This is a genomic window from Streptomyces sp. NPDC107517 (genome assembly GCF_055582645.1).
The window spans coordinates 262,284-286,905 of sequence record NZ_JBVJPM010000004.1 but is presented as its reverse complement, the minus strand read 5'-3'; the positions used below and the strand labels follow the sequence as shown (position 1 = coordinate 286,905).

21 protein-coding genes are annotated in these 24,622 nt (G+C 70.3%); 10 read left to right on the top strand and 11 right to left on the bottom strand.

Going from position 1 to position 24,622, the window contains the following annotated elements:
• Nucleotides 1–77: 77 nt before the first annotated feature.
• Complete coding sequence (locus tag ACZ67T_RS12195; RefSeq protein ID WP_469983469.1) at nucleotides 78–908, bottom strand: LLM class F420-dependent oxidoreductase; 831 nt, start codon at nucleotides 906–908, stop codon at nucleotides 78–80.
• Between the two features lie 168 nt (nucleotides 909–1,076).
• On the opposite strand from ACZ67T_RS12195, the gene ACZ67T_RS12190 reads away from it, so the two are divergent.
• Nucleotides 1,077–2,606 (top strand): CehA/McbA family metallohydrolase, encoded by a 1,530-nt coding sequence (locus tag ACZ67T_RS12190; RefSeq protein ID WP_469983467.1) that lies wholly within the window; start codon nucleotides 1,077–1,079, stop codon nucleotides 2,604–2,606.
• A 17-nt stretch (nucleotides 2,607–2,623) separates the two neighbouring features.
• Here ACZ67T_RS12190 and ACZ67T_RS12185 read toward each other — a convergent pair whose 3' ends face one another.
• The 7 genes from ACZ67T_RS12185 to ACZ67T_RS12155 all read right to left on the bottom strand — a co-directional run bounded on the left by ACZ67T_RS12185 (nucleotide 2,624) and on the right by ACZ67T_RS12155 (nucleotide 12,180).
• Entirely contained in the window at nucleotides 2,624–4,189 is a 1,566-nt protein-coding gene (locus tag ACZ67T_RS12185) for an APC family permease (protein WP_469983465.1), read from the bottom strand.
• 222 nt (nucleotides 4,190–4,411) lie between these two features.
• The gene (locus tag ACZ67T_RS12180; protein WP_469983464.1) at nucleotides 4,412–5,878 is read right to left on the bottom strand and encodes an aldehyde dehydrogenase family protein; all 1,467 of its coding nucleotides are present in this window, start codon (nucleotides 5,876–5,878) and stop codon (nucleotides 4,412–4,414) included.
• Nucleotides 5,875–7,614 carry an N-acyl-D-amino-acid deacylase family protein gene (locus ACZ67T_RS12175; RefSeq protein WP_469983462.1) on the bottom strand — a complete coding sequence of 580 codons (1,740 nt, stop codon included), beginning with the start codon at nucleotides 7,612–7,614 and terminating at the stop codon, nucleotides 5,875–5,877. The genes ACZ67T_RS12180 and ACZ67T_RS12175 overlap by 4 nt, the downstream gene beginning before the upstream one ends.
• A 262-nt stretch (nucleotides 7,615–7,876) precedes the next feature.
• Nucleotides 7,877–8,995, bottom strand: a complete 1,119-nt coding sequence (locus ACZ67T_RS12170) for an LLM class flavin-dependent oxidoreductase (RefSeq protein WP_356288150.1) — start codon at nucleotides 8,993–8,995, stop codon at nucleotides 7,877–7,879.
• A gap of 144 nt (nucleotides 8,996–9,139) precedes the next feature.
• A complete protein-coding gene (locus ACZ67T_RS12165) occupies nucleotides 9,140–9,919 on the bottom strand; it encodes an SDR family NAD(P)-dependent oxidoreductase (RefSeq protein WP_469983461.1) in 780 nt (259 codons plus the stop codon).
• Nucleotides 9,920–9,977: 58 nt separating this feature from the next.
• On the bottom strand, nucleotides 9,978–10,919 hold the full coding sequence (locus ACZ67T_RS12160; RefSeq protein ID WP_469983781.1) for a TIGR03619 family F420-dependent LLM class oxidoreductase: 942 nt from the start codon (nucleotides 10,917–10,919) through the stop codon (nucleotides 9,978–9,980).
• 4 nt (nucleotides 10,920–10,923) lie between these two features.
• Complete coding sequence (locus ACZ67T_RS12155) at nucleotides 10,924–12,180, bottom strand: amidohydrolase family protein (protein ID WP_469983459.1); 1,257 nt, start codon at nucleotides 12,178–12,180, stop codon at nucleotides 10,924–10,926.
• Nucleotides 12,181–12,345: 165 nt separating this feature from the next.
• Here ACZ67T_RS12155 and afsR point away from each other — a divergent pair, with 165 nt between their 5' ends.
• Both afsR and afsS read left to right on the top strand, forming a co-directional pair.
• Nucleotides 12,346–15,348, top strand: coding sequence for an SARP-family global regulator AfsR (afsR, locus tag ACZ67T_RS12150; protein ID WP_469983457.1), 3,003 nt, complete (start codon nucleotides 12,346–12,348; stop codon nucleotides 15,346–15,348).
• A 197-nt stretch (nucleotides 15,349–15,545) separates the two neighbouring features.
• Nucleotides 15,546–15,719 carry a regulatory protein AfsS gene (gene afsS / locus ACZ67T_RS12145; protein ID WP_329572862.1) on the top strand — a complete coding sequence of 58 codons (174 nt, stop codon included), beginning with the start codon at nucleotides 15,546–15,548 and terminating at the stop codon, nucleotides 15,717–15,719.
• Nucleotides 15,720–15,917: 198 nt separating this feature from the next.
• On the opposite strand, the gene ACZ67T_RS12140 is transcribed toward afsS, so the two are convergent.
• Complete coding sequence (locus tag ACZ67T_RS12140) at nucleotides 15,918–16,760, bottom strand: DUF3626 domain-containing protein (RefSeq protein ID WP_469983456.1); 843 nt, start codon at nucleotides 16,758–16,760, stop codon at nucleotides 15,918–15,920.
• Nucleotides 16,761–17,019: 259 nt separating this feature from the next.
• Nucleotides 17,020–17,439, bottom strand: coding sequence for an ATP-binding protein (locus ACZ67T_RS12135; RefSeq protein ID WP_469983454.1), 420 nt, complete (start codon nucleotides 17,437–17,439; stop codon nucleotides 17,020–17,022).
• Between the two features lie 120 nt (nucleotides 17,440–17,559).
• On the opposite strand from ACZ67T_RS12135, the gene ACZ67T_RS12130 reads away from it, so the two are divergent.
• From ACZ67T_RS12130 to ACZ67T_RS12115, 4 genes are all read left to right on the top strand, one after another.
• Nucleotides 17,560–18,435 carry a helix-turn-helix domain-containing protein gene (locus ACZ67T_RS12130; protein ID WP_469983453.1) on the top strand — a complete coding sequence of 292 codons (876 nt, stop codon included), beginning with the start codon at nucleotides 17,560–17,562 and terminating at the stop codon, nucleotides 18,433–18,435.
• Entirely contained in the window at nucleotides 18,392–18,613 is a 222-nt protein-coding gene (locus ACZ67T_RS12125) for a DUF397 domain-containing protein (RefSeq protein WP_469983452.1), read from the top strand. The genes ACZ67T_RS12130 and ACZ67T_RS12125 overlap by 44 nt, the downstream gene beginning before the upstream one ends.
• 124 nt (nucleotides 18,614–18,737) lie before the next feature.
• Nucleotides 18,738–19,211: a GNAT family N-acetyltransferase gene (locus tag ACZ67T_RS12120; RefSeq protein WP_469983451.1), complete on the top strand. Its 474-nt coding sequence runs from the start codon at nucleotides 18,738–18,740 to the stop codon at nucleotides 19,209–19,211.
• A 310-nt stretch (nucleotides 19,212–19,521) separates the two neighbouring features.
• Nucleotides 19,522–20,442, top strand: coding sequence for a hypothetical protein (locus tag ACZ67T_RS12115; protein WP_469983450.1), 921 nt, complete (start codon nucleotides 19,522–19,524; stop codon nucleotides 20,440–20,442).
• Here the strand turns inward: ACZ67T_RS12115 and ACZ67T_RS12110 are convergent, their stop codons facing one another.
• A complete protein-coding gene (locus ACZ67T_RS12110; RefSeq protein ID WP_469983448.1) occupies nucleotides 20,443–22,035 on the bottom strand; it encodes a FadD3 family acyl-CoA ligase in 1,593 nt (530 codons plus the stop codon).
• Between the two features lie 123 nt (nucleotides 22,036–22,158).
• On the opposite strand from ACZ67T_RS12110, the gene ACZ67T_RS12105 reads away from it, so the two are divergent.
• The 3 genes from ACZ67T_RS12105 to ACZ67T_RS12095 all read left to right on the top strand — a co-directional run bounded on the left by ACZ67T_RS12105 (nucleotide 22,159) and on the right by ACZ67T_RS12095 (nucleotide 24,620).
• Nucleotides 22,159–23,310 (top strand): lipid-transfer protein, encoded by a 1,152-nt coding sequence (locus ACZ67T_RS12105; RefSeq protein ID WP_469983447.1) that lies wholly within the window; start codon nucleotides 22,159–22,161, stop codon nucleotides 23,308–23,310.
• An 87-nt stretch (nucleotides 23,311–23,397) separates the two neighbouring features.
• The gene (locus ACZ67T_RS12100; RefSeq protein WP_329572845.1) at nucleotides 23,398–23,850 is read left to right on the top strand and encodes a Zn-ribbon domain-containing OB-fold protein; all 453 of its coding nucleotides are present in this window, start codon (nucleotides 23,398–23,400) and stop codon (nucleotides 23,848–23,850) included.
• Nucleotides 23,847–24,620, top strand: a complete 774-nt coding sequence (locus ACZ67T_RS12095; RefSeq protein WP_469983445.1) for an enoyl-CoA hydratase/isomerase family protein — start codon at nucleotides 23,847–23,849, stop codon at nucleotides 24,618–24,620. Before ACZ67T_RS12100 ends, ACZ67T_RS12095 begins: the two co-directional genes overlap by 4 nt.
• Nucleotides 24,621–24,622 lie beyond the last annotated feature (2 nt).

Genomic DNA, 24,622 nt, shown 5'->3' with positions numbered 1-24,622 from the left:
CGCCGACAACGTCTGCGCCGCGCTGACGTGCGCGGGATCACGCGACGTACACGTTTCACCCGCGCACCGCGCCGCCCCTACAGGTACTGCTCGTACTCGTCGAGGATCTTGAGGACCGAAGTCTCGTCCGCCGGGGGGAGTTGGAGGACGACCTCGTCGATGCCGAGCTCCTCGTAGTGCGCGAGCTTGCCCGGGCTCGGCAGCACCGCGTACGGCACGACGTGCAGGTCCGCGGGGTCGCGGCCCGCCTCCTCCCAGCCGGCCCGCAGCACGGGCATCGACTCGGTCAGTCCGCGCCCGCCGATCGGCAGCCAGCCGTCCGCGTACTCGGTGATGTGCGCGAACAGCTTCGGGCCCGCCGCTCCCCCGATCAGGGTGCGGGGCGCGCCGCCCGCCGGCTTCGGGTAGGCGTGGCTGGCCCGCACCGACACCCCGAACTCGCCCTCGTACGCGGTCGGTTCCTGTGCCCACAGGGCCCGCATGAGGCCCATGCGCTCCCGGCCGAGCTCGCGCCGTGTGCGCCAGGCGACGCCGTGGTCGGCGGCCTCCTCGACGTTCCAGCCGAAGCCGAGGCCCAGCGTGAAACGTCCGCCGGAGAGGTGGTCGAGGGTGGCGATCTGCTTCGCCAGGTCGATGGGGTCGTGCTGGGCGATCAGCGTGATGCCGGTGCCGAGCCCGAGCCGCTCGGTGACGGCCGCGGCCTGCCCGAGCGCCACGAACGGGTCGAGGGTGCGGCCGTACTCGGCGGGCAGGTCGCCCCCGGCCGGATACGGCGTCGCCCGCTCCACCGGGATATGGGTGTGCTCGGGCAGATACAGCCCGGCGAAGCCGCGTTGCTCCAGCTCACGCGCGAGCCGCACAGGCGTGATGGTCTCGTCGGTCAGGAAAATCGTGGTCGAGATCCGCATGGGGGCATTACTACCCGGCCCTCCCCCAGGAGTCCATGGACTCCCCGGCTGGGACAGTCGTAAGACTCCGATCCCCTTCCCTTACAGGGGAGTTCACGGCTCAATACCAGAGTTGCCTGCACCACCCACGTCACAGACGGAACGTCACGAGACCCTGGGAGCCGCAGCATGTGCGAGGACGACCACACCACGACCGGCATGGGCAGACGCGCGCTGTTCGTGACGGGAGCGGCCACCGCGCTTACGTTGAGCAGTGTGAGCTTCGCGAGCGCGGCCGACGGCCGCCCACCGGCGGACGGTACGAAAACGACACAGACCCTGAAGGGGACGCTGCCGCCCGGCGCGCCCGACTTCGTGTACGTGCCGGTCGAGGTGCCGCGCGGGGTCCGCGAGATCCACGTCGCGTACACCTACACGAAGGCGACCGTCCCGGCCGGCACGCAGAACAACGCCCTGGACATCGGGGTGTTCGACGAGCGGGGCACCGCGCTCGGTGGGAAGGGCTTCCGCGGCTGGTCGGGCGGCGCGCGCACCGAGTTCTTCGTACGGGCCGACGACGCGACGCCGGGCTACATCCCGGGGCCGGTCCGCGCGGGCACCTGGCACATCGCGCTCGGCCCGTACACGGTGGCGCCCGAGGGCCTCCCCTACGAGCTGACCGTCACCCTCACGTACGGCGAGCAGGGCGAGACCCCGCGACCGGTGTACCCGCCCACGCGCGCCAAGGGCCGGGGCCGCGCCTGGTACCGCGGGGACTGCCACATCCACTCGTGGTTCTCGGACGGACGGCGCACCCCCGCCGAGATCGCGGCGCTGGCGCGCGAGGCGGGCCTGGACTTCATCAACTCGTCCGACCACAACACGCACTCGTCGCACGCCCACTGGGCCGACCAGGCGGGCGACGACCTGCTCATCATGGTCGGCGAGGAGATCACGACCCGTAACGGGCACGTGGTGGCGCTCGGCACCGAGCCGGGCACCTTCGTCGACTGGCGCTACCGTGCCCGCGACAACCGCTTCGGCGCGTACGCGCGCGAGGTCCGCCGGGCCGGCGGCCTGGTCGTGCCGGCGCATCCGCACGCCACCTGCATCGGCTGCAACTGGAAGTTCGGCTTCGGTGAGGCGGACGCCGTCGAGGTGTGGAACGGCCCGTACACCGCGGACGACGAGATCTCCCTGGCCGACTGGGACAACACGCTGGTGGCGTCCGTCCGGGGTGCGCGTCAGTGGATCCCGGCGATGGGAAACAGCGACGCCCACCGCGACCCGGACCGCATCGGCGGCCCGCAGACGGTGGTCCTCGCCGACGACCTGACCCGCGAGGCCATCCAGGCGGGCATCAAGGCGGGCCGCTCGTACGTCGCCGAGTCGAAGTCCGTGGAGTTGTCGTTCACGGCGTCCGGCTCGCGCGGCGAGCACGCGGGCATCGGCGAGCGCCTCGACGTGGACCCGGACTCCCCGGTCACCGTCCGCCTGGCGGTCAAGGGCGCCCCGGGCTGCACGCTCCACCTGGTCACGGACCAGGGAACCCTGTTCACCGCACCGGCGCTCCCCGAGTCCGGGTCGGGCACGGCCGAGTGGCGCACGACGGCGTCGTACGCGGCCTACGTAAGGGCCGAGGTCCGGCACCCGGCGACGGTCCCGGGCCTGCCCGGGGCGCTCAGCGCGTTCACGAACCCGGTGTTCCTCGGCACGTAGGCGAGCAGGGGCGGCCGTCAGTCCTCGACGACCAGCACCGGCGTCTCCCGCGTCAGCACCTCGCCGCGGAAGAACGCCGGGCTGCGCCGTCCCATCACCAGCATGATCACGAAGCCGACGAGCAGCAGGCCCACGCCGATCACGAAGACGGAGCCGACGCCGAGGACGGAGGAGCCGCTGCCGTAGGCCGGGTTCCACATGTCGACGAGGGTCTTCACGAACACGGCGGACAGCAGGACGCCGCCGAGGACCGGGAAGAGGGCCTTGAAGAAGAAGTCCCGGGGCGAGCGCAGCAGCTCGGAGCGGAAGTACCAGGCGCAGGCGAAGGCCGTGAGCGCGTAGTAGAAGCAGATCATGAGGCCGAGCGCGTAGATCGTGTCGACGAGTACGTGCTCGGAGACCAGCGTCATGACGGTGTAGAACACGCCGGTGGCGACGCCCGCGGTGACCGTGGCGCGGCCCGGGGTCTTGAAGCGCGGGTGGACGCGGGCGTAGGAGGCGGGCAGCGCCTCGTACGTCGCCATGGCGAGGACGGTGCGGGCGACCGGGATGAACGTGGTCTGCAGGCTGGCCGCGGCCGAGGCGAGGACGGCGACGAAGAGCAGGATGCCGAGGGTGGGGCCCATGACGGGGCCCGCGAGGGCGGCGAAGACGTTGTCGGACGTCGCGGGGTTGGCGAGGCCGAGGCCCTTGCCGCCGGAACCGACGACCATCTGGGCGGCGACGCCGGTGGCGAGGTAGGAGCCGACGAGGACGACCATCGCGATGAGGGCGGCGCGGCCGGGCGTCTTCTCGCTGCCGATGGTCTCCTCGTTCGCGGTGAGGCAGGTGTCCCAGCCCCAGTACATGAAGATCGACAGGGACAGGCCCGCGGTGAACGCGCCGAACGACTTCACCGAGAACGGGTCGAGCCACGTCCAGGAGAACGGCACGGACGTGGGGAAGTCCGCCGATCCCGCCTTCACGACGGCCATCACGACGAACACGGCGAGCACGACGAGCTGGAGGCCGACCAGCGTGAACTGGACGCCCTTCGTCGCGGTCATGCCGCGGTAGCTGATCGCTGTCGCGGCGGCGATGAGGGCGAGGCAGGTGACGATGTGGACGGCCTTGTTGTCGTCCAGGGAGCTGATGGACGCATTGCCGCTGATCTCGCCCGCGAGGAGCCAGAAGTACGACGTGGCGACGCCCGCCAGGTTGGACAGGACGATGATCGTCGCGATGACCAGGCCCCAGCCGCACATCCACCCCACGCGCGGGCCGAAGGCCTTCACGGTCCAGGTGAAGGACGTGCCGCAGTCCGGCACGGCCTTGTTCAGCTCCCGGTACGCGAAGGCTACGAGCAGCATCGGCAGGAACCCGGCCAGGAAGACGGCGGGCATCTGGAGGCCGACCTCACCGGCCGTGGAACCGAGCGTCGAGGTCAGGCAGTAGACGGGCGCCACGGTCGAGATGCCGATGACCGCGCTGCCGACCAGCCCGACGGAGTTCCCGCCGAGGCCCTTGCTGCGGACGCCCCCGTCGGGGGCGCCGCCTGCCGTGTCGTGGGCAGCCCGTGTCGGCCGCGCGTCCAGCTCAGTCATGAACAGGACGTTAAATGCTGCGGTTTCCGCATAAGGGGGACAAGAACCGAAACCGGCCACCTTTGAATCGATGGCCGATTCACGCAACCATCCCACGCCCTCAAGGCATCTTCAGGTTAACCCCATTCATCGGAAGGAATTACCGTCGGTGTCCGATATTCGGTAATCGCAGCGCTGCCCGTTTTGCCGGGTTCAAAATTTTCCGTGTGATGTTTCCACCGGTTACCCCTGCCAGACGATCGACTGGAGCTCGCTGTAGGCGTGCAGCGCGTACGAGCCCACGTCCCGGCCCACCCCGCTCTGCTTGAACCCGCCGAACGGGGCCTCCATGTTCCGGCCGACCGTGTTCACACCGACCCCGCCGGCCCGCAGCCGCCGCGCCACCCGGAACGCCCGCGCCACGCCCCCCGACCACACGTAGTCGATGAGCCCGTACTCGCTGTCGTTGGCGAGGGCCACCCCCTCCTCCTCGTCGTCGAAGGGCACCACCACCACGACCGGGCCGAAGATCTCCTCCCGCACGACCCGCATGTCGTTCGTGCAGTCCGCGAGGAGCGTCGGCGCGACGTAGAAGCCGGTGTCGAGAGCCGGCCGCTCGCCGCCCGCGACGACCCGTGCCCCCTCCTTGCGGCCCAGCTCGACGTACGACTCGACGCGGTCGCGGTGCGCCGCGGAGATCACCGGCCCGACGACCGTCCCCCGCGCCCTCGGATCCCCGACCTTCATGAAGCCGATGTACTCGGTGAGCTTCGAGACGAGCGCCTCGTACACCCCGCGCTGCGCGATCACCCGCGTCGGCGCCGTGCAGATCTGCCCGCTGTAGAAGGCGTACGTCGTGCCGATGCCCGCGACCGCCGAGGCGAGGCCCGCCTCGTCCAGGTCGTCGAAGACGAGCGCCGCGCCCTTTCCGCCCAGCTCCATCAGCTGCCGCTTCATGCCGCGCCCGCACACCTCGCCGATGCGCCGGCCGACCGCGGTGGAGCCGGTGAAGCTGACCATGTCGACGTCCGGCGAGTCGACGGCCGCCTCACCCACGTCCACAGCCGCCCCGCTGACCACGTTCACCACACCGGGCGGCACCCCCGCCTCCTCCAGAGCGGCCGCCATCCGGTACACCGACAGCGGGTCCTGGGGGGCCGGCTTCACGACGACCGTGTTTCCCATGGCGAGTGCCGGGGCGACCTTGCCCGCCGGATTCGCCCACGGGTTGTTGTACGAGGTGATGCAGGTGACGACACCGACGGGCTGCCGTACGGCGAGCGCCCCGAGGACGCCCGCCTTCCCCATCGGTCCGGCCTCGCTGATCTGCGGCGGCAGCCCCTGCTCGACCGGTTCGAGCGCGCCCTTCGCATAGCGGCGGAACCGCGCCACGCCCACCGCGACCTGCATGCCGCGCGCGGTCCCGCTCGTCGCCCCGCTCTCCGCCTGCGCGAGCTCCGCGTTCGCCGCGAAGTCGCGCTGCATCACGTCGGCGGCCCGGTCCAGGATCGCGGCGCGCTCCTCCGGCTTCGTGCGCGACCACGAGTCGAAGGCCTCGCGGGCCGCCGACGCCGCGTCGTGGACCTGCGCGCGGGACGCCTCGGGGGCGAGCCCCACGACCTCCTCCGACGCCGGGTCGACGACCTCGTAGTGCCCGCCGTCCGGCTCGGTCCACTCGCCGCCGATGAACAGCCGCTGCGCATCCGTCATGTGGTGCTCACCGTCCTGGTGTCGCGTCCGGACCGCAGAACCGTCCCGGGCACGGCCCCGGTCACGACGTCCTCGCGCATGACCTCGACGCCGTTGACCCACACGGCGTTGACACCGATCGCCTTGGAGTCGAGGCGCGGGCTGTCGCCGGGCAGGTCGTGGACGAGGGTGGCCTTGCCCGCGTCGATCCGCTCCGGGTCGAACAGGACGAGGTCCGCGTGCCAGCCCTCCTCGATCCGGCCGCGCTCGCGCAGCCCGAAGAGCCGCGCCGGATCGTCCGTGAGCATCTTCACCGCCTCCTCGATCCCGGCCAGCTTCCGCCCGCGCAGACAGTCCCCGAGGAAGCGCGTCGTGTACGGCGCCCCGCACATCCGGTCCAGGTGCGCCCCCGCGTCGGACCCGCCGAGGAGCACGTCCTCGTGGCTCCAGGTCTCGGCGCGCAGCGCCCACGAATCCGGGTCGTTGTCGCTGGGCATGGGCCAAAGGACCGTCCGCAGCCGGTCGTTGGCGCAGATCTCGACGAGGCACTCGAAGGGTTCCTGGCCGCGCTCGGCCGCGATGTCGTTCACCACGCGCCCGGTCAGGCCCTCGTTCGCCTCCGAGTACGTGTCCCCGATGACGTACCGCCCGAAGTGGGCGAGCCGCCGGAAGACACCGGCCTCCTTGCTGTCCGCGCGCCGCAGCATCTCGGACCGCACGTCCGGGTCGCGCAGCTTCGCGATCCGCTCGTCGACGGGCAGGGAGAGGACCTCGCCCCAGCCGGGGATGAGGTTCAGGGCGCAGAACGTGCCGAGCGACATGTTCATGGGCGTCAGGATCGGCATGGTCAGCGCGACGATCCGGCCACCGGCCTTGCGGGCCCGCTCGCTGGGGATCAGCTGGCGCGGCACCCGCTCGGGGACGGCCGCGTCGATGGTGAGGACGTTCCAGTTCAGGGGCCGCCCGGCGGCGGCGCTCATCTCCACGAACAGGTCGATCTCGTCGTCGCTGAACTGGTCGAGGCACCCGGCCACGATCGCCTCGATCTGCGTGCCCTCGTGCTCGGCGACGGCCCGGCTCAGCGCGAGCAGCTCCTCGGGCCGCGCGTGCCGCGAAGCGACCGGCTGCCCGTCACCGTCCGAGTGCGTCGAGGACTGGGTGGTCGAGAAGCCCCACGCGCCCGCGTCCATCGCCTCGTGGAACAGGGCGAGCATCTGCTCCAGCTGCTCGGGCGTCGGCTGTCCGCCGACCGCGTCCGCGCCCATCACGTACCGGCGCAACGCGCAGTGCCCCACCATGAAACCGGCGTTGACGGCGATCCGCCCTTCGAGGGCGTCGAGATACTCACCGAACGAGTTCCAGCTCCAGGGCGCGCCCTCCTCGAGCGCGACCAGCGACATGCCCTCGACCTTGGACATCATCCGCCGTGTGTAGTCGGCGTCCTCGGGCCGCTCCGGGTGCAGCGGCGCGAGCGTGAAGCCGCAGTTGCCTCCGGCGACGGTCGTCACGCCGTGGTTCAGGGAGGGCGTCGCGTACGGGTCCCAGAACAGCTGGGCGTCGTAGTGGGTGTGCGGGTCGACGAAGCCGGGCGCGAGCATCCGTCCCCGCGCGTCCTCACTGCTGCCCGCGGGCTCGGTCACGGCCCCCGGCTCGGCGATGACGGCGATACGCCCGTCGCGTATCCCCACGTCGGCGACGTAGGCGGGGGCTCCCGTCCCGTCGACTACGGTCGCTCCCTTGATCAGATGATCGAGCACGAGGTCGTCCCCCTCCTGAAGGGTGAGTGGTGGCGGATTCGCGGGCACCGGTCCGGCCGGTCCACACGTCTGAGCCCGGTCCGCACGTCCGAGGATTCGGGCGCCCCTCCAGCCCGTCCGGCGTGTGAGGACGAGCCCGAAGGGCGACAGGGGGTCCGGGGCACAGCCCCGCGTAGGCCCCCCCATGCACCCGTGACCCCAGGGGCCCCGGCCCCCGTCCGGGAAGGGAGGGGCCGGGGCGGTCCATGGGTGACCGGCCGGATCAGACGGCCTCACGGAAGCGCGTGGTCCGGTGCACCGGATCCGTGTCGATCTTCGGAATGACATGCTCGCCGATGAGCCTGATCGACTGGAGCGTGTCCTCCTTGGAGATGCCGATCGGCATGCCGAACGACAGCTGGTCGGCGCCCGCCTGCTCCCACCGCTTGCACTGCGTGAGCACCTCGTCCGGGTCACCGCAGATCAGCAGCTCCTCGGCGATGAGGAGTTCGATGATCTCCTCGTTGAACTCGGGCAGCGTCTCGGGCCACACGGGGAAGCCCTCGGGCCGCGGGAACGTGTCGTGGTAGCGGAAGACGAGCGACTGGAGGTAGTGCAGGCCGCCGGTCGCGGCGATCCGTACGGCCTCCGCGTGGGTCGGCGCGCAGATCGCGGTCGACGTGACCATGACGTTGTCGTTGACGAACGCCCCGACGGGCTCCGCCTTGCCGATGTTCGACTTGTACTGCTCCAGCACCCACTCCATGTCGGAGACCTTCTGGACGCTGAAGCCCAGGACACCGAGGCCCTTCCTGGCGGCCATCGCGTACGAGGGCGGGGAGCCGGCCGCGTACCACATGGCGGGGTGCGCCTTCCCGTACGGCTTGGGGAAGATCTTGCGCGGCGGCAGCTGCCAGTGCTTGCCCTTGAACCCGACGTACTCCTCCTGGAGCCACATCTTCGGGAACTCGGCGATGGTCTCTTCCCAGATCTCCTTCGTGTAGTTCATGTCGGTGACGCCGGGGATGAAGCCGAGGATCTCGTGGCTGCCGGCGCCGCGCCCGCTGCCGAACTCGTGCCGCCCCTCGCTGAGGTGGTCGAGCATGGCCACCTTCTCGGCGACCTTCACCGGGTGGTTGACCTGGGCGAGCGGGTTGAAGATGCCGGAGCCGAGGTGGATGCGCTCGGTGGCGTGGGCGAGGTAGCCGAGGAAGACGTCGTTGGCGGAGAGGTGCGAGTACTCCTCCAGGAAGTGGTGCTCGGACGCCCAGGCGTACTTGAAGCCCGACTTGTCCGCCTGGATGACGTACTCGGTCTCCTCCATCAGCGCCTTGTGCTCGGCGAGCGGGTCGGTCTCGGCCCGCTTGCCCACATATCCCTGTACAAAGAGCCCGAATTCCAAGGAGGTTCACCGTCCCCTGTCTGTGACCGGCGGCTGCGTCAGAAGCTCCTGCGCTCTTTCTGACGTACCGTCAGATTCGATGTGCCGACTGTTCCACCGTGCCCGTACAGCGTCAATACCTGATGCAGCGTCACATCCGGAAGATCACAGCACGCTGACGCCCGCCAGCCACCCGCCGTCGATCACGAACGGCTGGCCCGTGATGTACGCGGAGTCCTCCTGCGAGGTGAGGAACAGCGCGAGCCGCGCCACCTCCTCGGGCTGCCCTACCCGCCCCAGCGGCACGAGCTTGCGGTACAGCTCGTCGAGCGCCTGCGAGGCCTCCTCGGTGTCCGCACCCGGGTCCAGCTGGGACGGATTGCTCATGGCGGTGTCGATCGCGCCAGGACAGACGGCGTTCACGCGGATCTTCTTCGCGGCCAGCTCCAGCGCGGCCACCTTCGTCAGCCCCACGATGGCGTGCTTGGTGGCGGTGTACGCGCCGACGTACGCCATGCCCGTCACCCCCGTGTAGGAGGCCGTGTTCACGATCGAACCGCCGCCGGCGGCCTCGATCTCGGGCGCGACGGTCTTGATCCCGAGGAACGCGCCCACCTGATTGACCTGGATGATCTGCTGGAACTCGTCCAGGGGCGTGCTGACCAGCTCGTTGAACCGCAGGATCCCCGCGTTGTTCACGAGCCCGTCGATCTTCCCGTACGCCTTCTTCGCGGCGACGACGGCGGCCGCCCAGTCGTCCTCGCGGCTCACGTCCAGATGGACGTAGAGCCCGCCGATCTCCTTGGCGAGCGCCTCACCCTGGTCGTCCAGGACATCCCCGAGCACCACCTTGGCGCCCTCCGCGGCGAACAGCCGCGCCTCCTGCTCGCCCTGCCCGCGCGCCGCGCCCGTGATGACGACGACGCGTCCGTCCAGCTTGCCCATGCCGGTACTCCCCATCGATGAAGGTGCCTGGTCGTTGCCTGCCTGGTCGTTCAGGTGCTCAGTCGTTCAGGTGCGGAGCGACGTCGGCGCCGAACGCCGCCATCTGGTCGGTGAGTTCGGCAAGGCTCCGGGAGCGGAACCGGACCTGGATCTGGTTCACGCCCATCGCGCCGTACGCGCGCAGCGACTCGGCGAGGGCCTGCGGGGCGCCGGACAGGGTGCGCCGGCCGACATGCCACGCGGGCTCGCCCACGTACAGGGGCTCGGCGATCGCTCCCACGGTGACGGGGGCCTCGATCCCCGCCTCCTCCCGCAGCCGCTTCACCTTCGCGATCTGTCCCGGCAGTTGCTCGCGCGTGTCCCCCTGCGGCAGCCACCCGTCCCCCTTCACGGCGGCGCGGCGCACAGCGGGAGCCGAGGAGCCGCCCACCCACACGGGGACACGGCTCTGCGCGGGACGCGGCCGCTGCCCGAGCCCCTCGAACGCGTACCGCTCCCCTTTGAACGACGGATACTCCTCGGGCCCGAGCGCCGCCTTCAGTGCGTCCAGGGCCTCGTCGAGCACGGCTCCGCGCCGCGCGAAGTCGACCCCGAGTGCCTCGAACTCCTCCTGCACGTGCCCCGCCCCGACCCCGAGGATCAGACGGCCCCCGCTGAGGTGGTCGAGGGTGGCGTACTGCTTGGCGGCCGCCAGCGGATGGCGCAGGCCGACGATCGCGACGTGGCTCATGAGGCGCACGTTCTCGGTGATGCCCGCGAGGTAGGCGAGTGTGGCCACCGGGTCGTACCAGACGGTGCTCATCGCGTCGGCGAGGCGGCGCGGGATGGCGACGTGGTCGCAGCAGGCGATGTAGTCGAAGCCCGTGCGGTCCGCGGTACGGGCGATCTCGGCGAGGTCGGCGGCGCCGGCCCCGGCCTCCCAGCCCTCGGCGTACATCGTGGACTGGGACTGGACGGGGAGCTGGATGCCGTAGGCGAGGTGCGACGTCCCGGACTTCATGGAGTCACTCACCGCCCTGCCCCGCCCAGAGCCCGTCGTCGGTCAGCCCCAGCAGGTCGATGGCGTTGCCGCGCACGATGCGCTCGACGACGTCCGCGTCCAGGTGCCCCATCTGCGCCTCACCGACCTCCTTGGACTTCGGCCAGGTGGAGTCGGAGTGCGGATAGTCGGTCTCGTAGAGCACGTTGGCGACGCCGATCGCGTCGAGGTTCTTGAGCCCGAACGCGTCGTCGAAGAAGCAGCCGTAGACGTGGTCGGCGAAGTACTCGGAGGGCGGCTTGCGGACCTTGTCGGCGACGCCGCCCCAGCCGCGGTTCTCCTCCCAGACGACGTCCGCGCGCTCCAGGATGTACGGGATCCAGCCGATCTGGCCCTCGGCATACATGATCTTCAGGTTCGGGAAGCGCTCGAACTTGCCGCTCATGAGCCAGTCGACCATCGAGAAGCAGCAGTTGGCGAAGGTGATCGTCGAGCCGACGGCGGGCGGCGCGTCGGGCGAGGTCGACGGCATCTTGCTGGACGACCCGATGTGCATGGCGATGACGGTGCCGGTCTCGTCACATGCCCTCAGGAAGGGGTCCCACTCGTCCGTGTGGACGGACGGCAGGCCCAGGTGGGGCGGTATCTCGGAGAAGGCGACGGCACGGACGCCCCGGGCGGCGTTGCGCCGCACCTCCGCCGCGGCCAGCTCGGCGTCCCACAGGGGGACGAGGGTGAGCGGTATGAGCCGGCCCTGCGCCTGCGGCCCGCACCACTCCTCCACCATCCAGTCGTTGTAGGCGCGCACGCCGAGCAGCCCGAGTTCGCGGTTCTTGGCCTCGGTGAACGTCTGCCCGCAAAAACGCGGGAAGGTGGGGAAACAGAGCGCGGACTGGACGTGGTTGACGTCCATGTCGGCGAGCCGGGCGGGCACGTCGTACGAACCCTTGCGCATCTGCTCGTACGTGATGACCTCGAGCCTGATCTCGTCGCGGTCGTATCCGACGGCGGTGTCGAGCCGGGTCAGGGGCCGGTGCAGGTCTTCGTAGACCCACCAGTCACCTATCGGCCCCTCCTCCCCGGGTGCGCCCATGACGGGCGCGAACTTGCCGCCCAGGAAGGTCATTTCCTTCAGGGGCGCGCGCACGATGCGCGGGCCTTCGTCCCGGTATTTGGCCGGGAGGCGGTCCTGCCAGACGCCGGGCGGTTCCACAGTGTGGTCGTCCACCGAAATGATCCGGGGGAAGCCCTGCGGGCTCCCCTTGGTCTCCTTGGTCTCCATGCCGACCACGGTAGCGCCGATCTGACGACCCGTCAGCTACCCGGACGGCGGGGACATGAGGTGAGGTGTCTGTGATGGCTGTCTCGCGCGGCTGACGCATCCGCCATGAACAAGGCAAACTGGCCTCGTCGTCTTTGGATCTGACGCGTGCGGCAGGGGGCAGCGATGGACGGTGTACCGCGGGTACCGGAGCAGCGGTGCGCCGGGACCTCCGAGGCCACCGGGAGCACCGAGCCGCCCGAGGCCACGAAGGTCCCGGCAGGCCTGCGCTTCAGCGTGCTCGGCCCGGTGCGCGCCTGGCGCGGCGACGAGCCCCTGACCACGGGCTCACCACAGCAGCGCGCCCTGCTCGCGGCGCTCCTGCTGCGCGAGGGCCGCACCGCCACCGCCGCCGAACTGATCGACGCCCTGTGGGGCGACGAGCCCCCGTCGCAGGCCCTGGCCGCCGTCCGTACGTACGCCTCCCGCCTGCGCAAGATCCTCGGCCCCGGCGTCCTCGTCAGCGAGTCCGGCGGCTACGCGATCCGCTCCGTCAGCGGCGACGCGCTCGACCTGGCCGCGGCGGAGGCGCTCCGCGCGGACGCCGAGAAGGCCCGGGGCACCGGGGACCTGTGCAAGGCGCGCGAACTCTGCAACAGGGCACTGGCCCTGTGGGACGGCGAACCTCTCGCGAACGTCCCCGGCCCGTACGCCGAGACCCAGCGCGCCCGCCTGGAGGAATGGCGCCTCGGCCTGCTCGAATCCCGCCTCGACATGGATCTGGAGCAGGGCTGCCACGCGGAGGCGGTCTCCGAACTCACCGCCCTCACCGCGGCGCACCCCCTGCGCGAGCGGCTGCGCGAACTGCTCATGCTGGCCCTCTACCGCTCCGGCCGCCAGGCCGAGGCCCTCGCCGTATACGCCGACACGCGGCGCCTCCTCGCCGACGAACTCGGCGTCGACCCGCGCCCCGGCCTCGCCGAACTCCAGCAGCGCATCCTCCAGGCCGACCCGGGCCTCGCGGAACCGTCCGCCCCGACGACGGAACCTTCGGCGGCCCCTCTCCGGCCCGCCCAACTCCCGGCAACAGTGCCCGACTTCACGGGCCGCGCCTCCTTCGTGACCGAGCTGCGCGACATCCTGTCCTCGGCCTCCTCCCCCGACGGGGAGGGCCAGGTCATGGCCGTCTCCGCGGTAGCGGGGATCGGCGGCGTGGGCAAGACGACCCTCGCCGTCCACGTGGCCCACGCCGCCCGCCCCTCGTTCCCCGACGGCCAGTTGTACGTCGACCTCCAGGGCGCGGGCCCGCGCGCAGCGGAACCGGAGACGGTCCTCGGCTCGTTCCTGCGCGCGCTCGGCACGGCCGACTCGGCGATCCCCGACTCCCTGGAAGAACGCTCGGCCCTCTACCGTTCCACGCTCGACGGCCGCCGCGTCCTCGTCCTCCTGGACAACGCCCGCGACGCCGCCCAGGTCCGCCCCCTGCTCCCCGGCACGGAAGGCTGCGCCGCGCTCATCACGGGCCGCGTCCGCATGGTCGACCTGGTGGGCGCGCACCTCGTGGACCTGGACGTGATGTCGCCGGAGGAGGCGCTCCAGCTCTTCACGAAGATCGTGGGCGCGGAGAGGGTGGCCTCGGAACGGGAAGCGGCCCTGGACGTGGTCGCCGCCTGCGGCTTCCTCCCCCTCGCCATCCGCATCGCGGCGTCGCGCCTCGCGGCCCGCCGCACCTGGACGGTCTCGGTCCTCGCGGCGAAGCTCGCGGACGAGCGCCGCCGCCTGGACGAACTCCAGGCGGGTGACCTGGCGGTCAAGGCGACATTCGAACTGGGCTACGGCCAACTGGAGCCGGCCCAGGCCCGCGCGTTCCGCCTCCTGGGCCTGGCCGACGGCCCGGACATCTCCCTGGCGGCGGCAGCAGCGGTCCTGGACCTCCCGCCGGAGTCGACGGAAGACCTCCTGGAGTCACTGGTCGACACATCCCTCCTGGAGTCGGCGGCGCCCGGCCGCTACCGCTACCACGACCTGGTCCGCCTCTACGCGCGTGCGTGCGCGGAACGGGACGAGTTGCCTCCGGAGGAGCGGGAGGCGGCGATGTCGCGGTTGCTGGACTTCTATCTGGCTACGGCGGCCCGGGTTTATGCGATTGAGCGGCCGGGGGATCGCGTCGTGGATCACTTGGCGCCCACTCGCTATACAGGCATCGAGTTCCAGGACCGTCATGACGCCCTCGACTGGTTGTACACCGAGGCCAACTCCCTGTTGGCCTGCGCTCGACAAGCCTCAGGAGGCGCCACACTCCGTCAGGCCGTCGACCTTCTGTGGGCGGCCAAAGACTTGGCGGAGTCCGGCGCGAATGCCAAGCAGTATGAGTCAGCCGCTCATGCAGCCAGGAAAGCCGCAACTGCTGCCGACGATGCACGAGCAGAGGGGCGAGCCCGGACGACACTCACCAACGCCCACCTCGTGGCGGGCCGGTATGACGAGGCGGATGACGAGGCACGTCAAGCAGCACTGTCTGCCGCGTCAGCCGACGACGTCGCACCTCTCTACTGGTCCAGCAACGATCGCGGGATCATCGCTTTCATCCAAGGGAAGCACGCCGAGGCAGAAGATCATCTTCGTAAGGCAATAGACGGCTCGCGCTCCGACGGCAACCTCCCTGCAGAAGCCAGCGCCGTATGCAATCTCTCGCGCCTTCGCGCCTCCATGGGGGACTCGACCAATGCGATCTCCCTCGCCCGGGAGGGGGTGGACATCTACAACCGCATTGGGCGCACACTACGGTTGGCGAATGCCCGATACGCGCTGGGCATTGCCCTGATTCAGGCCGGCCGGTCGTCCGATGCCCTGGACGAGCTCGCTGAGGCACTTCAGATTTTCACAAAGAACCGTCAGCGACTCTGGGAGGGCACCACCCACTTCCGGATTGCGCAGGCCCATCTCGCAGAGAAGCGTCCAACGTCGGCCGCTCAGCACGCCGAACAGGCTCTCGCCACAGGCTTTGTGGGAGGCGACCGCTCACGCGCCGGCATCCTCACCACGCTTGGGCGATCCCTCGTCAGCGTCGGCCAGGTGGACCGCGCACGTGTCTGTTGGCGCGAGGCTCTTTCCCTGTACGAGGCGACAGGTGCCGACGTCCAGGCCGGCGAAGTCCGAGGGCTGCTCTCTCCGACCCCCGCAGTCTGAGACCGCCTGGGGCGTTCATTGAACGTTTATACCTGCCTGACATCCTTAGGTCATCGATCCGCCGCGTCGGGGGGCAGACGGATCGTCGGGGCTTGCCTCGCAGGTGAGCGCCCACTACGACCCTTGTCCGGCGATCCTCGGGGGAGTTGCCGGACAAGGGTTCTGTCATCAGGTCGCGTCAGAAGGGGTTCATGGCAATGAGCAAGGCAGAGAAGAAGTTGGAAGACATCACCACGATGGACAACCACGCGCCCGCGCCGCCGGCCGATGACACCATCACCACGATGGACAACCACGCGCCCGCGCCGCCGGCGGACGGCACCATCACCACGATGGACAACCACGCGCCGGCTCCGCCCAAGGACGCCTGAGACTTTCTTCCCGACGGGGATCGGCCGCGGCGGCGCGGAGGGGGAGCCGCCGCGGCCGAGTCGTGTCCGGCCCCAGCGGCTCGCTCAGGGCAACAGCACGCCCGTCGCGCCGCTCGACAGCCACATGCCCTGATCCAGTACCTCCTCGATGGGGCCGAGCCCACCGAGCTCGGCCCCATTGCCGTACCCGCCCCGGCCCTAAGGGCTCCGCACCCCGAAGCGCGCCAGGTAGTGCCACACCTTCTTGACCGACTGCGGGTCATAGCGGCCGGCGCGCGCCGTGTCTCCGATGATGCGGGGATCGAGTACGCCACCGACGGCGATCCGCGTGGCCAGGTCGACGTACTCCTGGCCTCGGTAGTCCGGGTGAAGGCGGAGTTCCTCGACCCCGACACGGAAGCCGCCGTGCCACTCCACCGGGCAGCCCAGACGCAGCGCCGCGGCCTCGACCGGGGAGTCCCGGTAGCACGGGTCCAGGACCACCGCCTCCACATGACGGTTCAGCCGGACCGGCCCGTGCACCTGGGCCTCGATGTAGTCATCCAGGGCGTCCCGGCCGTCGGCCAGGGCGAGTTCGACGAGCCCCATGCGGTCGGCGACACCGAAGTCCGACGGCTCAAGGAAGCTGTCCGGGTAGCAGAACGTCGTCCGCCTCACTGTCTCGGCCCTCAACCGGAAATGGGCCGACCCGAACCGCGGCGCCCCTCCGACCGCCTTACGCCGGAAGTTCAACGCCCCGTAGACCGGCCGCTCCTGAGCAGGCGACTCGTCGTACGAACCGTCGAAGATCCGGCTCTCCCAGCGCCACCGGTCCCCGCCGGGGTGCGCGGTCAGGCCGCCATTGCTCGTCCCCGTGACGAACTGCGAGCGGTACAGGCCGTCGTCGGCCAGAGCGTCCAGGATCGGCTTGCCGTGCAGCAGCCGATCCGGGTGGAAGTTGAGCGTCACCCGCAGCAACGGATCCAGCGGAGGCCCCGACGCCAGTGACGCGACGTGGCGAAGGGCCCGCTCCTGCGGTGTCCGGTAGGCCTCTGAGCTCATCAGGGCAGTGTTCCCCACCCCACTCAACCGGCGCACATGGATTCCGTCGCGCGGTAGTGGCGGTAGTACGGGCGCGTCAGCGGCTCGTCGGACACGTCGACCCGGCATTCCGTCGCCGCCTCCCGCGCGTACGGGCTGCGGGGCCGCGCATACGGGGGCGGCGCGACTGGCCCTGCCGCCTGCGTCGGGACAGTCCGGCGCCGGGTGCCCCCGCCCGGCAGTAACCGCGTGAGCATCCGCCCGAGCAAGGTGAGCAGCACTACGCCTCCCCCGCTCCGACCTCGCACCACACCGTCTTCGACGCCGCGCCCTGTTCCACGCCCCACCTCAGCGCCAGCGCGTCGAGCAGCACCATGCCCCGCCCCGACTCGTCCTCCCCCGTCGCGTGCAGCAGCACGGGGAGTACGCGCGGATCAGGATCCGTGACCTCCACCCGGATCCCGACGCCCTCCACCCGCGCCACCCGCACGCGTACCGGTGTCCCCTCCCCCACATGCCGGATCACGTTCCCCAGCAACTCGCTCACGCAGAGCTGCACTTCCGTGCATGCGACGCCCAAGTGCTCCCGCACCGCCCGGCGCAGTTCGGGCACGACTTTCGGCACGGCGAGCAACTCGACCTCCAGCCCAGGCGGGGTCACTACCTTCGCGCCGACGGCGGCGGGGGGTTGGCGATGCATGCGTACGCCCTTCCTGTCGAGTGCACTCCGTGATGAATCAGTCACACAGTGGCGCGGGGCGGCGTACCGTAAAAGGGTTTTGGGTTACGCACAGCAACTGGCAAACGGTGGTGGTGGGTTGTGTCCTCCCGCAAGGATCCCGACGCTTCGGCGAACGTCCCTTCCTTCTACGGCGCCGAGCTGCGCTTCAAGAGAGAGCTCGCGGACCTCACGCTCGAACAGCTGGCGGAAGGTAGCTTCCGCGGCGTTCCCTTCCTCAGTCAGATCGAATGCGGCGAGCGCCGCATGCCCCTGGACCTGGCCCGCCACGTGGACGAGAAGCTAGGCACCGATGGCTTTTTCCAACGACGTTGTGAAGATGCACGCAAGGCACGTCAGTCGGGGCACGCCGAGTACTTCGCGGACGTCGCCGAGATGGAACAGCACGCCGAGACGATCGAAGACTGGGCGCCGATGATCGTGCCGGGGTTGCTCCAGACGGCGGCGTACGCCCGTGCAATCGTGCGGGCTGCGATGCCCCGGGCCAGGGACGAAGAGGTCGAGGAGAAGGTGGCGGCCCGCATGGGGCGGGCAGAGCTCTTCGACGCCGAGGACCCTCCTTCAGTCTGGGCAATCCTCGACGAATCGCTGATCCATCGCCGGACCCTCCCGGACGAGGCGATGGCCGAGCTACTCGATCACATCGCGCAGGTAGTACGTAGCAGCCGCTCAATTTTGCAGATCGTTCCGGAAACCGCCGCGGCCCACCCCTTCATGATGGGCATGATCAGGATCATGACCTTCTCGGATGCCCCGCCGGTGGTGTACGCAGAGAGTTTGCACAGCGGCCAACTCATCGACTATCCGGCACTCGTGAAGCAATACCGGGAGTCGTACGATCTGCTCAGGGCCGCCGCACTGCCGCCTGAGGCGTCCCTGGCCCTGATCCAGGCAGCGGCAGAGGACTATGGAAATGGCAAACCCCGACATCGACTTGAGCGCCGCCCACTGGCGTAGGAGCAGCTACAGCAACGGCACGGGCGGTGAATGCGTCGAGATCGCCGAAGCCTTTCCCGGCGCCGCCCACCCCACCCTCGTACCCGTCCGGGACTCGAAGACCGCCCCCTCCGGCGGCCCCGTCCTCCTCTTCCGCACCCCCGCCTGGACCGCCTTCGTAGCCGACCTGAAGCGCTGACGCTCAGCGAGATTGCAGTGATGGGCAGATCCCGGCCACCCCACCCTTGCCGCAGCGCCCCTTCCCCGCCCCATATCCGCCAATCCCCGCGCGGGCGCCTGTGTCGGGCTTGTAGGTTCGCGGCGTGAGTGATGACGGCAGGACTCGTGTCCGATGTGCGGCGGAGGCGGATGCAGGCGTGATCGCGCGCATCCACATGGCCTCTCGGTCCGCGACCATGCCCTATCTGCCCCCGCAGAAGCGGAATCAGGAAGAGGTGACCCGATGGATCCGGGACACCCTGCTCAAGCAATCTCGTACCTGGGTCGCGGTGCGTAACGCGGAGGTCGCCGGTTATGCGGCTCTCGACGGTGACGTGCTCGAACACCTCTATCTGCGTCCGGACGTCCGCCGGCAGGGAATCGGCACGCTGCTGCTCGACGAGGTGAGGCGGCACAGTCCTGAGGGGCTGTTCCTGCACGTCTTTCAGCAGAACACCGATGCCCGCGCCTTCTACGAGCGCCACGGTTTCGTCGTCTTCGACACCAGCGATGGTGAGCGCAATATGGAGAACCTGCCCGACATGACGCTTCGCTGGACACCGGACAGCGCCCGGTAGCCGTGGCGACCAGGGAGCCGACGGCTCAGGCGGCGTCCACCCCCACCCCAGCGGATGCCCTCGCCCCGTGGATGAGGGCACGTTCCTGGCGCGGGCCGGCGGGTACGTCGGGCCGGCGAGTACGTCGGACCGGCGGGCCTCGCCGTCGCGCAGGCGCAGGCGCAGGCAGCGGTGCAGCGCCCGGGTCTGCCCCCGCCGAAGCCAGCAGCTGCCAGCCCACCAGCCCCGCCACCCCAGCCAGCCCCGCCAGCCCCACCCTCGTTATCCACAGGCCGGAGCGCCAAATTCCCCGTTCCGGCAGAGTCGTCGCATGGCGGGGACGGAATTGCGGGCGTTGGTGCAGGGCGGGGTGCTACTCACCTCCGTCGCGCTCGAGGCCGGGTGGGTGCCGCGTACGCTCACGCGGCGGTTGCGTGGCGAGGGCTGGGTCCGGCTGTGTGCCGGGGCGTGGGGCGAGCCCGGGCGCAGGCCCGACCTGCCGATACGGCTCCGCGCCGTGCAGCTGCTCAAGCCGGGGCTCGTCGTCAGTCACCGCAGCGCCGCCTCGCTCTGGCGGATCGAGACGCTCACGCCCGCGCGCGGCGCCCACACCCTGGACTTCACGGACCCCGGGCTCTCGATCCGCCGGGAAGGTACGGGGGTGCGCGTGCACCGGATGCCTCTCGCGGCGCGCGAGATCGCGGTTCGCTGGGGGCTGCGCGTCACGCACGTGAACCGCACCGTCGCCGACCTGCTCCGGGCGGCCGGTCCTGCGGACGACGCGCTGGTCGCCGTGGAGTCGGCCCTCACCCGGCGCACGGTGGACCGCGTGCGCCGTGCCCCGCTCACGACGGCCGCGGCGCTCGCCGCCGAGCTGGACGCGCCGCTGCTCGGGGCGTCCCGTGCGCGGGGCCGGCTGAAGCTCGTGGATCTCGGCGCCGGATCCCCCGCCGAGACCGTCGCGCGCCTGCGCCTGCACGACGCGGGTCTGCGCCCCGAGAGCCAGGTGGAACTGCGTACGCCGGACGGACGGCGTCGTTTCCTGGACTTCCTGTTCCGGGCGGAAGGGCTCGCCGTCGAGATCGAGGGCTACGCGTACCACGGCTCCCGAGAGGCCCACCGGAAGGACATCGACCGCTTCAACCAGGTCCTCCGGTGCCCCGAGGTCCGCCTGCTCCTCCGCTACACCGCCGCCGACGTCTTCCACCGCCCGGAACGGATGGTCGGTGAAATCCGCGCCGCCCTCACGTGACTACGGCGCCCGCCTGCCCCGCAACTCCCCCTTGACCACCTTCCCGCTCGCGTTGCGCGGGAGTTCGGGCACGAAGTCCACCTCGCGCGGCACCTTGTAGTTCGCCATCTCGCGGCGGGACCAGGCGATCAGGTCGTCGGCCGTGAGGACGGAACCCGGACGCCGTACGACGTACGCCTTGCCGACCTCGCCGAGCCGCCCGTCCGGGACGCCGATCACGGCGACGTCGGCCACATGCGGGTGGAGGCCGAGGAGCTGCTCTATCTCGGCCGGGTACGCGTTGAAGCCGCCGACGATGAACATGTCCTTGATGCGGTCGGTGATACGAAGATTGCCGGAGTCGGACAGGACGCCCACGTCGCCCGTGCGCAGCCAGCCGTCCTTCGTGAACGCCTCGCGGGTCGAGGCCTCGTCCTCGAAGTAGCCGCTCATGACGTTGAAGCCGCGGACCAGGACCTCGCCGGGTTCGCCGGGGCCGGGCGAGTCCACGCGCACCTCCGTGTCGGGTATCGCCCGGCCGGACGTCGACGCGATCACCGACGCCTCGTCGCCGCGGCGGCACATCGTCACGATGCCGCTCGCCTCGGAGAGGCCGTATGCGGTGAGGACGGTGTCGATGTGGAGTTCGGAGCGCAGGCGCTCGACGAGTTGGAGGGGGACCACCGCCGCGCCCGTCACCACGAGTCGTAGCGCCGACAGGTCGTGGGAGGTGCGGTTCGGGTGGTCCAGGAGTGACTGGTGGAGCGTGGGCGGGCCGGGGAGTACGGAGATGCGTTCGGCGGCGATGTTGGCGAGGACCGTGTCCACGTTGAAGACGGGTTGCGGGACCATCGTCGCGCCGCGCATCAGGCAGGCGATGATGCCCGCCTTGTAGCCGAAGGTGTGGAAGAACGGGTTCACGATGAGGTAGCGGTCGCCCTCGCGGAGGCCGGCCAGGTCGGACCAGATCGCGTAGCCGCGCAGGGTCTGGGCGTGGGTGATCACCGCGCCCTTGGGGCGGCCCGTGGTGCCCGAGGTGAAAATGATGTCGGAGGGGGAGGCCGGGGCGATTCCCGCCGCGCGGGCCCGGACCGTCTCGCCCGAGACGCCCTCGCCGCCCGCGAGGAAGTCCTTCCAGGTCCGCCACACGCGTGGGTCGTCTTCGGCGGGCGAGGTGTCGGGGGCCGTGTCGGCGAGGACGACCACCTGTTCCAGATACGGGAGTTCGGCGTTCGCCCGGCGCAGGGACGCCACGTACGAGGTGCCGAGGAACGTGCCCGTCACGAACAGGAGCTTCGCGCGGGAGCGGGCCAGGATGTAGGCCGCCTCCGTACCTTTGAAGCGGGTGTTGAGGGGGACGAGGACGGCGCCCGCGGTCACCGCGCCCAGCGCGGAGACGATCCAGTCGAGGGTGTTGGGCGCCCAGACCGCGACCCGGTCGCCGGGTTCTACGCCGCTCGCGATGCACGCGGCGGCGGCCCGTTCGACGCGGTCGCCGAGTTCCGCGTACGAGATGCGCGTACGGCCCTCGACGACGGCCTCACGCTCCCCGTACCGTTCGGCTGCCGCACGCACCAGTTGGGGAACGGTGCCCCACTCCAGGTCCCCGCGCATCGCACGACCTCCACACCCGTAGCCGACCCGTAGCTGACTATCCGTCAGATTAACGGTAGCCTGACGCGCTGTCAGCAGACGGGACGATCGTGGTGGCATCACGACGCGCGGAGGTGGCTTGCGATGGCGGGGCTCAAGGACGCGACGGCCATAGTGGGGATCGGGCAGACGGCCTTCGGCAAACAACTCCCCGAGAGTGAGAAGACGTTGGCGTGTCGGGCGATCCTCGCCGCGCTCGACGACGCCGGGATCGCGCCGTCCGAGGTCGACGCCTTCGCCTCGTACACGATGGAGGAGACCGACGAGGTCGAGGTCGCCAAGGCCGTCGGCGCGGGGGACGTGACCTTCTTCAGCAAGGTCGGATTCGGGGGCGGCGGATCGTGCGCGACGGTCGGACACCTGGCCGCCGCCGTCGCCACGGGACAGGCGAGCGTCGGGGTCGCCTGGCGGTCGCGCAAGCGGGGGTCGGGGCCGCGCCCGTGGAAGAACACGACCGTCCAGCTGCCGACGCCGGCGCAGTGGACCCGCCCGTACGGGCTGCTGCGCCCCGCGGACGAGATCGCGATGCTCGCGCGGCGCTACATGCACGAGTACGGGGCGACCAGGGACCACCTCTTCAACGTTGCGCTCGCCTGCCGCAACCGCGCCAACCAGAACCCGGCCGCGATGATGTACGAGCGGCCGCTGACGCGCGACATGTATATGACGGCCCGCATGATCAGCGAGCCGCTGTGCCTCTTCGACAACTGCCTCGAGACGGACGGCGCGCTGGCGTGCGTCATCGTCTCCGCCGAGCGGGCCCGCGACTGCCGCCAGAAGCCGGTGTACGTGCACTCGGTCGCGCAGGGGCTGCCGTCCCAGCACCACGGGATGGTCAACTACTGGAACGACGATCCGCTGACGGGTCCGGCCTGGACCGCCGCCCGACACCTGTGGAAACAGGCCGACTTCGGGCCGCAGGACGTGGACGTCGCACAGATCTACGACGCGTTCACGCCACTGATCCCGCTGTCCCTGGAGGGGTACGGGTTCTGCGGGCGGGGCGAGGGCGGGGCGTTCACGGAGGGCGGGGCGCTGGAGATCGGCGGACGCCTGCCGCTGAACACGGGCGGCGGCGGCCTCAGCGAGGCGTACGTCCACGGCTTCAACCTGATCAACGAGGGCGTGAAACAGCTACGCGGCATCAGCACGGCGCAGGTACCGGGTGCGGGGACCTGCCTGGTGACGGCGGGCGAGGGGGTACCTACGTCGGCGTTGCTGCTGCGGGGGGCGTGAGGGGCAAGGCGGGACGGCGACGAGCTCAAGGAGTCCGGCTCACGGCGTTGCACTGACCAATGACAAAAAGGGAAGTTGGATTGACCAATGACAGAATCTGAAATCTGTTATCTGTCACCTGTCATCGATGACGACGGTGCACCCTTCTGGCACTACGCCGCCCAATCCCAGCTCCGCATCCAGTCCTGCGCCTCCCCCACCTGCGGTGAGCTGCGGTTTCCGCCTCGTCCGTGCTGCCCGCACTGCGGGTCGTTCGAGAGTGAGTGGCGGCTCATGAGCGGGCGCGGGCGGATCTGGTCCTACGTCGTTCCGCATCCGCCGCTGCTCCCCGCGTACGCCGCCGTCGCCCCGTACAACGCGATCATCGTCGAGCTGGCGGACGCGCCCCGGATCCGGCTCGTCGGGAATCTGGTGGCCTCCGCCGACGCGGCCCTGAACTCCGTCGACCCCGCGCGGCTGCGCATCGGCGCCAAGGTGCAGGTCGTCTTCACCGACGTCGACGGCGTGACCATGCCGCGCTGGGTCCTGGAGCGGCCGTGAGCGTGCGCGTCGAGACCGACAAGGAGAGCGGGGTCGCGGTCGTCACCCTCGACCGGCCCGAGCGTCACAACGCGATCGATCTGGCGACCGCCGATGAACTAGCCGCTGTGTGGCGGGGGTTCAGGTTCGACGACTCCGTGCGGGCCGTCGTCCTCACCGGCGCCGGTGAGCGGGCCTTCTGCACGGGGATCGACCGCGACGCCGAGGTGCCGCAGCCGCAGTCCCCGTACAGCATCGACGATCCGCTCGTCGCGGTCGGGCCGAAGGCCAATGACCTGTGGAAGCCCGTCGTCGCCGCCGTCAACGGGATGGCGTGCGGCGGGGCGTTCTATCTCATCGGCGAGAGCGAGTTCGTCGTGGCCGACGAGAGCGCCACCTTCTTCGACCCGCATACGGCCTACGGCATGGTCAGCGCCTACGAGACCATCCACCTCGCCCAGCGCATGCCGCTCGGCGAGGTGGCTCGGATGGCGCTCATGGGGACGGCCGAGCGGATCTCGGCCCGGCGCGCGTACGAGACCGGACTCGTGTCCGAACTCACCGCCCCCGGCGCCGCGTTGGCGGCATCGGTGCGCTGCGCGGAGACGATCGCGTCGTATCCGACCGAGGCCGTGCAGGGCACGGTGCGGGCGCTGTGGTCGGCCAAGGAGGCGGCGCGCACGCAGGCCCTCGCGCACGCGCCGCAGTTGATCACCCTGGGAAATCTTCCTCCGGAGCGGCAGGCGGAGCTGTTCTCCGCCCGGCGACCCGGCGGGTTCCGGGTGCGGTGACC

Coding starts and splice junctions, on each gene's coding strand:
- ACZ67T_RS12125 (WP_469983452.1), top strand. CDS start 18,392: ATGGCAAACCCCGACATCGACTTGAGCGCCGCCCACTGGCGTAGGAGC.
- ACZ67T_RS12190 (WP_469983467.1), top strand. CDS start 1,077: ATGTGCGAGGACGACCACACCACGACCGGCATGGGCAGACGCGCGCTG.
- ACZ67T_RS12140 (WP_469983456.1), bottom strand. CDS start 16,760: ATGAGCTCAGAGGCCTACCGGACACCGCAGGAGCGGGCCCTTCGCCAC.
- ACZ67T_RS12180 (WP_469983464.1), bottom strand. CDS start 5,878: ATGACGGATGCGCAGCGGCTGTTCATCGGCGGCGAGTGGACCGAGCCG.
- afsS (WP_329572862.1), top strand. CDS start 15,546: ATGAGCAAGGCAGAGAAGAAGTTGGAAGACATCACCACGATGGACAAC.
- ACZ67T_RS12160 (WP_469983781.1), bottom strand. CDS start 10,919: ATGAAGTCCGGGACGTCGCACCTCGCCTACGGCATCCAGCTCCCCGTC.
- ACZ67T_RS12110 (WP_469983448.1), bottom strand. CDS start 22,035: ATGCGCGGGGACCTGGAGTGGGGCACCGTTCCCCAACTGGTGCGTGCG.
- ACZ67T_RS12135 (WP_469983454.1), bottom strand. CDS start 17,439: ATGCATCGCCAACCCCCCGCCGCCGTCGGCGCGAAGGTAGTGACCCCG.
- ACZ67T_RS12155 (WP_469983459.1), bottom strand. CDS start 12,180: ATGGAGACCAAGGAGACCAAGGGGAGCCCGCAGGGCTTCCCCCGGATC.
- ACZ67T_RS12100 (WP_329572845.1), top strand. CDS start 23,398: ATGACAGAATCTGAAATCTGTTATCTGTCACCTGTCATCGATGACGAC.
- ACZ67T_RS12105 (WP_469983447.1), top strand. CDS start 22,159: ATGGCGGGGCTCAAGGACGCGACGGCCATAGTGGGGATCGGGCAGACG.
- afsR (WP_469983457.1), top strand. CDS start 12,346: ATGGACGGTGTACCGCGGGTACCGGAGCAGCGGTGCGCCGGGACCTCC.
- ACZ67T_RS12195 (WP_469983469.1), bottom strand. CDS start 908: ATGCGGATCTCGACCACGATTTTCCTGACCGACGAGACCATCACGCCT.
- ACZ67T_RS12165 (WP_469983461.1), bottom strand. CDS start 9,919: ATGGGCAAGCTGGACGGACGCGTCGTCGTCATCACGGGCGCGGCGCGC.
- ACZ67T_RS12115 (WP_469983450.1), top strand. CDS start 19,522: ATGGCGGGGACGGAATTGCGGGCGTTGGTGCAGGGCGGGGTGCTACTC.
- ACZ67T_RS12185 (WP_469983465.1), bottom strand. CDS start 4,189: ATGACTGAGCTGGACGCGCGGCCGACACGGGCTGCCCACGACACGGCA.